General features: G+C 73.1%; 6 protein-coding genes and 2 pseudogenes. 7 read left to right on the top strand and 1 reads right to left on the bottom strand.

Annotation, left to right across the window (positions count from 1 at the left end; genetic code table 11):
* Positions 1-271: pseudogene (locus ACLEQD_RS34315) on the bottom strand (hypothetical protein); the annotation flags it as partial.
* Positions 272-780: 509 nt separating this feature from the next.
* Here ACLEQD_RS34315 and aroF point away from each other — a divergent pair.
* The 7 genes and pseudogenes from aroF to ACLEQD_RS34280 all read left to right on the top strand — a co-directional run.
* Entirely contained in the window at positions 781-1,677 is an 897-nt protein-coding gene (gene aroF, locus ACLEQD_RS34310; protein ID WP_410389874.1) for a 3-deoxy-7-phosphoheptulonate synthase, read from the top strand.
* The gene (gene ubiE / locus ACLEQD_RS34305) at positions 1,674-2,363 is read left to right on the top strand and encodes a bifunctional demethylmenaquinone methyltransferase/2-methoxy-6-polyprenyl-1,4-benzoquinol methylase UbiE (protein WP_410389872.1); all 690 of its coding nucleotides are present in this window, start codon (positions 1,674-1,676) and stop codon (positions 2,361-2,363) included. Before aroF ends, ubiE begins: the two co-directional genes overlap by 4 nt.
* A 90-nt stretch (positions 2,364-2,453) precedes the next feature.
* Positions 2,454-2,942, top strand: coding sequence for a shikimate kinase (locus ACLEQD_RS34300; protein ID WP_410389875.1), 489 nt, complete (start codon positions 2,454-2,456; stop codon positions 2,940-2,942).
* The gene (locus tag ACLEQD_RS34295) at positions 2,942-4,189 is read left to right on the top strand and encodes a shikimate dehydrogenase (RefSeq protein WP_410389870.1); all 1,248 of its coding nucleotides are present in this window, start codon (positions 2,942-2,944) and stop codon (positions 4,187-4,189) included. Before ACLEQD_RS34300 ends, ACLEQD_RS34295 begins: the two co-directional genes overlap by 1 nt.
* Positions 4,186-5,205 (top strand): chorismate synthase, encoded by a 1,020-nt coding sequence (gene aroC / locus ACLEQD_RS34290; RefSeq protein WP_410389869.1) that lies wholly within the window; start codon positions 4,186-4,188, stop codon positions 5,203-5,205. Before ACLEQD_RS34295 ends, aroC begins: the two co-directional genes overlap by 4 nt.
* Entirely contained in the window at positions 5,202-6,272 is a 1,071-nt protein-coding gene (locus ACLEQD_RS34285; RefSeq protein WP_410389868.1) for a 3-dehydroquinate synthase family protein, read from the top strand. The genes aroC and ACLEQD_RS34285 overlap by 4 nt, the downstream gene beginning before the upstream one ends.
* Positions 6,269-6,501, top strand: a pseudogene (locus tag ACLEQD_RS34280) (3-phosphoshikimate 1-carboxyvinyltransferase); the annotation flags it as partial. The gene ACLEQD_RS34285 and the pseudogene ACLEQD_RS34280, both read left to right, overlap by 4 nt.

Raw genomic sequence — 6,501 nt, 5'->3', positions numbered from 1 at the left:
CCGAAGGCGCAGGCCCCTCCGCCTCCAGCGCCCGCGCCAGCACCACCTTGTGCAGCAGTCCCGCGCCAATGGCCTCCACCGCGCGGTCCACCAGCGCCTCGAAGTCCCGCCGCGACGACTCCGTGCGCAGCGCCACCGGCGCGCCCACCGGATGCCGGTACGCCTGCGGGAAGGAGGCCCGCACGCGCTCCAGCCGCGAGCGCACCGCGTCCTCCGCGCCCGCCCCTTCCGGCGCGAAGACGCGACCGACAGCGCGCCGCCGTCGCGCCACACCAGCACCTCCGGCAGCGTCCAGCGCGCCAGGCCATGCGAGCGCCACGCGCCGTCCACCGGCTCCGTCGGGCTGAAGCGCATGCCGCCAAACCAGGGCCCGGGCAGCTGGGGAGCCACCGCGTCCAACCACCGCACGCTGTCGTGGCCGAGCGCGCCGAGCACCACCGGCAGCTCACCAGGAGCATGCGCTTCGAGCACGCCCGCCTCGCCCCACCCCGCCACCGCCTCGCGCGCCACCGGCCGCTCCCAGTAGACGGAAGGCACGCCCAGGCTGCCCGCTCCGGCCAGGGGATCCACTCCGGCCAGCGGCATCATCCCGGCGACCCATCGCGGGCCCTCAGCGGGACTGAGCGGCGTCATCAGCCATTCTCCTGTACCTCGGGGGATGCGGGTGACATCACCTTCGATTGTCTTCTAAGCGATCTCGGCTATACATGCACCAAGGAGTTCAAAACCGCTTGAACTCCATGGAACACGAATTCCAGCAACTCCAGCGAGGGAGCCGCCGTGGGAGCCCAGCAACCAGACGACCCAGCCGGGCGGCGTGACCCGGGTGCACACCGCGTCCTACGCGCAGCGCATCCCTCGGGCACCCGCATCCAGGTGGGGGGCGTGGAGGTGGGCGGGCCCGGCTTCGTGGTGATGGCGGGGCCGTGCGCGGTGGAGGGCGCGGAGCAGGTGGAGCTGGCGGCCCGCGCGGTGGCCCAGGCGGGGGCGCACCTCTTGCGCGGGGGCGTGTTCAAGCCACGCACCAGTCCGTACGCGTTCCAGGGCATGGGGGAGCCGGGGCTGAAGCTGTTGGTGGACGCGGGCCGGCGTCACGGCCTGCCCATCATCAGCGAGGTGATGGAGACGGAGCAACTGCCCCTCATGGCGCAGCACGCGGACATCCTCCAGGTGGGCGCGCGGAACATGCAGAACTTCGGGCTCCTGCGCGCGCTGGGGCGGCTGCGCAAGCCGGTGCTGCTCAAGCGCGGGCTGTCCGCCACGGTGCAGGAGTGGCTCAACGCCGCCGAGTACATCCTGGCGGGCGGCAACGAGCAGGTGCTGCTGTGCGAGCGCGGCATCCGGACGTTTGAAACATCGATGCGAAACACGCTGGACCTGGCCGCGGTGGCGTGGGCGAAGGAGCGCACGCACCTGCCGGTCATCGTGGATCCGTCGCATGCCACGGGCATTCCGTCGCTCATCACGCCCATGTCGCTGGCGGCGGCGGCCTGCGGGGCGGATGGTCTGTTGATTGAAGTCCACCCCCGGCCGGAGCAGGCGCTTTGTGATGGGCAGCAGGCCATGTCGCCCGGGGATTTCGCTACGTTGATGCAGCGGCTGCCCGGCGTGCTCGCCGCGGTGGACCGTCACCTCTACACGCCGGCGGGTCCGGCCCAGATCGCGGGGGCGCGATGAGCACCGAAGTCCGTCAGATGTTCTCCTCCATCGCCACGCGCTACGACGTGACGAACGAAGTCCTCTCCCTCGGCATCCACCGGCTGTGGCGGCGCTCGGCGGTGAAGCTCAGCGGCGCGAAGGAGGGCAGCCACGTGCTGGACTGCGCGACCGGCACGGGCGACCTGGCGCTGGCGTTCAAGCGCAAGGTGGGCCCCACGGGCCGCGTGGTGGGCACGGACTTCTGCCCGGAGATGCTGGAGAGCGCGCCGGCCAAGGCGGCCAAGGCGGGCCTGGAGGTGGAGTTCCAGGTGCAGGACGCCATGGCGCTCACCCTGCCGGACAACAGCTTCGACGTGGCGTCCATCTCCTTCGGCATCCGCAACGTGGATGATCCGGTGAAGTGCCTCCAGGAGATGGCGCGCGTGGTGCGCCCCGGCGGCCGCGTGGTGGTGCTGGAGTTCGGCCAGCCCACGGGCCCGTACGGCGCGCTGTTCCGCTTCTACAGCAAGACGGTGATGCCGGCGATTGGCGGCCTGCTCACGGGCAACCGCGCGGCGTACCAGTACCTGCCCCGCACCGCCGCGGCCTTCCCCGCCGGCGAGCGCTTCCTCGCCCTGATGGACCAGGCCGGCGCCTACTCCGAGCGCGCCGCCCACCCCCTGCTGTTTGGAACCGCCTACGTCTATGTCGGCACCGTCCGTTGAGGCCCGGCGGCTCCTCGTCTCGCAAGTCGTCGCGTCGGTAGACCCCACGACTCCAGCAGGCGCTCCAGGGGGCCCTCTCGTCCCCGGGGCCTGCCCCGCCCGGCGGGAGCGCAGACCGTCGTCATCGCCGGGCACCGCGCCGCGGGGAAGACCCGCCTGCTGCCGCTCGTCTCGAAGCTGCTCGGGCGGCCCGGCCTGGACCTGGACGCGGAGCTGGAGCGCCGGCACGGGCGCCCGCTTCGCACCTGGGTCGCGGAGTCCCCCACCACCTTCCGCGCCGCCGAGCGCGACACGCTGGGCCTGCTTCCCGCGGGCAGCGTGGTGGCGGTGGGCGGCGGCTTCCTGTCGCATCATCCGGACGCGCTCGCGGGGCACTTCACGCTCGTCGTCCCCGTCACGTTCGACACGTACCGCGAGCGGCTGATGGCGGACACCACGCGCCCCCGGCTGCGCGCGGACGTGTCGCTGGAGGAGGAGCTGCACTCGCTGTTCCATGAACGCGAGGCGCTGCACGCCCGCGTCCCCACCATCGCCCTGGCGGACTTCCTCCGGGGCTGTCTGGTCCAGGAGCCCGCGTGATGGCCACCCGGCGCATCATCACCCTGCCCCCCACCCTCACCGGCGCGGACGCCGTGGCCTTCGCGCGCGACGGGCTCAAGCGGGGCGCGGACGTCATCGAGGTGCGGACCGACCTGCACGCGGCCGGTGACATCGACCCGGACGCGCTCGCCCGCGTGATGCCGCTGCTCGTCTCCGAGCGGGGCAAGCCGCTGCCCGCCCCGTGGGTCCAGGCCGCGTGGCGCGTGGACCGGGACGTGGAGCGCGCGCAGGACCTGGATGCGCCGCCGGGGAAGCTGCTTGCGTCGCACCACGCGGAAGGGCCGCTGACGACGGCGGAGGCGCTCGAGCGCTGGTCCCGCCCCCTTCCGCCGGATGCGCTGGTGAAGCACGTGGAGCCCATGGACGGGCCCGCGCACCTGGACGTGCTGCTTCAGACGCAGGCCCAGCTGTCCCAGCGCTTCGGCGCCGAGCGCGTCACCGTGCTGGGCATGGGGCCCGTCGCCATCCCGGCGCGCGCGGTGCTCTCGCGCAAGAACGGCCTGGAGTACGTGGCCATGGGCGGCCCGTGGACGGCCGCGCCGGGACAGCGCCTGCTGGACGACGTGGTGCGCGAGCACCGCAAGGCGAAGGATCCGCGCGCGCTCCGCCTGGGCATCCTGGGCACGTCCATCGCGCACTCGCGCTCGCCGCGGATCCACTGTCAGCCGTTCGACCGCATCGACCTGGCGGAGGCCGCGCCGGTGGAGGCGGTGGTGGACGCGCTGCTGCCGCACTACGCGGGCTTCGCCGTGACGAGCCCGTTCAAGATGCGGCTCGCGAAGCACACGGGCTCGGCGCTGGAGGCCATCAACACGCTGGTGCGCCGGGGCTCGCGGTGGGAGTCCTTCAACACCGACACGGAAGGAGCGCGCGCGGTGCTGGAGCGGCTGGGCGCGAAGGACGTGGCGGTGCTGGGCGACGGCGGCGCCACGCAGGCGTTGCGGCTGGTGGCCGCTGAACAGGGACTCGCCCTGCGGGTCGTGCGGCGGGCGGAGATTCAGACACCGCTGACAGGCGACTGGGTCTGGACGTGGCCAGACCGGGTCGCTCCGCCCGAAAACCTGAGATTCCAGCGGGCACGCGTGGCGGTGATCGCATACGGTGCGCCCGGCCGGCGCGTCGCCGCGGAGATCGTTCGCCGCGGGGGCACCCCACTCCTGCTCGGTGCGGCGTGGTTCGTCGCCCAGGCCCGGCGGCAGCGACAACTCTGGGAAACGGCGACATGAATACCTTTGGCACCCTCTTCCGGCTGACGACCTTCGGCGAAAGCCACGGCCCGGCGCTGGGCTCCGTCATCGACGGCTGCCCCGCGGGCGTCCCGCTCACGCGCGAGCTGATCCAGGCGGCGCTGGACCGCCGGCGTCCCGGACAGTCCGCCCTGGTGACGCCGCGCAACGAGCCCGACACCGTGGAGATCCTCTCCGGCGTCTTCCAGGACAAGACGCTGGGCACGCCCATCGCGGCCATCGTGCGCAACGCGAACCAGCGCTCGCAGGACTACAACCAGCTGGCCAGCGTGGACCGGCCGGGTCACGCGGACGCCGTGTGGCGCGAGCGCTACAAGCACCGCGACCACCGGGGCGGCGGCCGCACCAGCGGGCGGGAGACGCTTTGCCGCGTCATCGGCGGCGCCGTCGCGGAGGCGTACCTCGCGCGCGACCTGCCTTCCATCAGCACCGTGGCCTATGTCTCCCAGGTGGGGGAGCTGGTCTCCTCCGTTCCGGCGCCGGGCCTCACCCGCGCCATGGTGGACGCCCACCCCACCCGCTGCCCGGATGAAGCCGTGCGTGAAGAGATGTCCCGGCGGATCCTCGCCGCGAAGGAGGCCGGGGACAGCCTGGGCGGCTCCATCGACGTGCGCGTGGAGGGCCTGCCCGTGGGCCTGGGCGAGCCCATCTTCGGCAAGCTGAAGGCGCTCATCGCGCAGGCGCTGGGCAGCATTGGCGCCGTCACCGGTGTCGTGTGGGGCCCGCCGGATCTGCTCCAGCGCATCGGCCAGCCCGGCACGCGGTTCCACGCCGTGAAGGACGCGTACGGCGGCATCCAGGGAGGGCTCGCCAACGGTGAGCCCATGCAGGTGCGCGCCTTCTTCAAGCCCCCCGCGACGCTCGCGGATCACGCCAAGGGCGGCCGTCACGACCCGTGCATCATGCCCCGCGCCGTCCCGGTGCTGGAGGCCATGGTGTCGCTCGTCATCGCCGACCTCGTCCAGCAACTCAACGCCCGCCCCCACTCCGCATGAGCCCGCTTCCTCCCGGTTCCTACCGCCCCCCGGCCGACCGCTGGGGTTCCTTCACGAAGCTCGCCGCCCGCCTGCCCGAGGGCAGCGTCGCCGTGGTGGACCGCACCGTCGCGCGCTTCCACCCCACGCTCCTCTCCACGCTGGAGGCCCGGAAGCCGCGCGCCATCATCCAGCTGGTCGGCGGTGAGCGCGCCAAGAGCCTCGGCTCGCTGCAGAAGGTGCTCGCGGGCGGCATCAACCTGCCGCGCTCCGGCACGCTCGTCGCCGTGGGCGGGGGCACCGTGGGCGACGTGGCCACCGTGGCCGCGCACCTGCTCAAGCGCGGCGTGCGGCTGGTGCAGGTGCCCACCACGCTGCTCGCGGCGGTGGACAGCAGCCTGGGCGGCAAGGGCGCGGTGGACCTCGTCGTGCGCGGCCGCGTGGTGAAGAACCCCGCCGGCGTCTTCCACTACGCGGATGAGACGTGGCTGTGCCCGGAGCTGTACGCCACGCTGTCCGACGCGCAGGTGCGCGAGGGCTCCATCGAGGCGTGGAAGATGGTCGCGTCGCTGGATGCGTCCCTCTTCAAGCGCTACGTGCGCACGCCGCCGTCGCTGGAGAAGCTGGTGAAGGACGCGCGCGGCCTGAAGGAAGGCGTCTGCGCGAAGGACCCCTACGAGCACCAGGGCCTGCGCCGCGTGCTCAACTTCGGCCACACCTTCGGCCACGTGCTGGAGAGCCTGTCGCGCTTCAAGCTGTCGCACGGCGACGCGGTGGGCCTGGGCATCCTCTGGGCCCTGGACGTGGGCCGGCACCTGGGCATCACGCCGGAGCCGGTGGCGCACGAGGTGGAGCGCGCGCTGGCGCGAGGCCCGGGCGTGCTGGGCCGCGACCGCGCCGCGGAGCTGGCCCACCGCGCGTCGTTGAAGGACGTGGCCGCGCTGCTGGACGCCGACAAGAAGGCCGGCGCCCAGGGCGAGCTGCGCATGGTGCTGCTCACCGCCGTGGGCACCGCCGAAGTCGTGGATGTGATGCCGAAGACGTGGCGGGCCCTGTGGCCCGCCTGGACCCGTGGAGCCCGCCCTTGAGCCACGCCTCGCCGAGCCGTCTCACCGTCGACCCGAGCGCCTTGAGCGCCTCACCGCTCACCCCGCCCGTGTCGAAGTCGGACGCCCAGCGAGCCCTGGTGTTGGGACACCTCACGGGCGCCTGGCCGCTGCCGTCGGTGCAGGCGGAGCCGGACGAGGACCTCCCCGCCGACGTGCGCGTGCTGCGCCGGGGCGTGGAGGCGCTGCGCCTTCCGCCCGGCCCCGTGCG

The organism is Corallococcus sp. 4LFB (assembly GCF_046520365.1).
GTDB lineage: Bacteria > Myxococcota > Myxococcia > Myxococcales > Myxococcaceae > Corallococcus > Corallococcus caeni.
Note: the sequence above shows the minus strand (reverse complement) of the source record. Positions and strands in the feature narration are given on the sequence as shown.